We start from the raw sequence: 553 nt of genomic DNA, 5'->3' as shown, positions 1-553 counted from the left end.
CGGGCGGGCATGTACCAGGCGGGAGACCGGTGGTGCCAGCCGCAGCAGCCCATGCGGATCAATCTGTTCCCCGAGCGTCGCCGGATCCCGGCCGGCCGCGACCGCGGCGGCGGCGGGGGCGAACACGTCCCGCCCGTGGAAGGTCGCCGGCACCCCGTGCGGGACGGCCAGCGCCACCGCGGCGCGCACTCCCCCGAGCACGTCGGCCGCGGGCGGCAGCAGCCCGTTGTCCGGGCCGACGAGCACGCCCCGCGGGGCGGAGACGACCAGCGCCCGCCGGGAGGTGCCGACCCCCGGGTCGACGACCGCGAGATGTACCGCGGGCGGCAGGTGACCGACCGTCTGGGCGAGCACGACCGACCCCCGCCGTACGTCACCGGCGGGCACCAGATGGCTGATGTCGATGATCCGCACGCCGGGCGCGTGCCGTAGCAGCACCCCGTGACAGACCGCCACGAACCCGTCGCCGAGCCCGTAGTCGGTCAGGAAGCTCACATAACCCACACGACCCACGTGCCCCCACCGCCACCCATGTGATCAGCACCGTCCACCC

General features: G+C 75.0%; 1 protein-coding gene. It reads right to left on the bottom strand.

All coding sequences use genetic code 11. The annotated features are described in order from the left end of the window. Positions 1 to 504, bottom strand: a 504-nt coding sequence (locus NBX02_RS08495; RefSeq protein WP_250290807.1) for an SAM-dependent chlorinase/fluorinase, incomplete at its 3' end; no start/stop codon positions are given. Positions 505 to 553 lie beyond the last annotated feature (49 nt).

It is taken from the genome of Protofrankia sp. CiP1_Cm_nod1 (assembly GCF_920888515.1).
Classification (GTDB): domain Bacteria; phylum Actinomycetota; class Actinomycetes; order Frankiales; family Frankiaceae; genus Protofrankia.
This window is presented reverse-complemented; position numbering and strand designations above follow the sequence as displayed.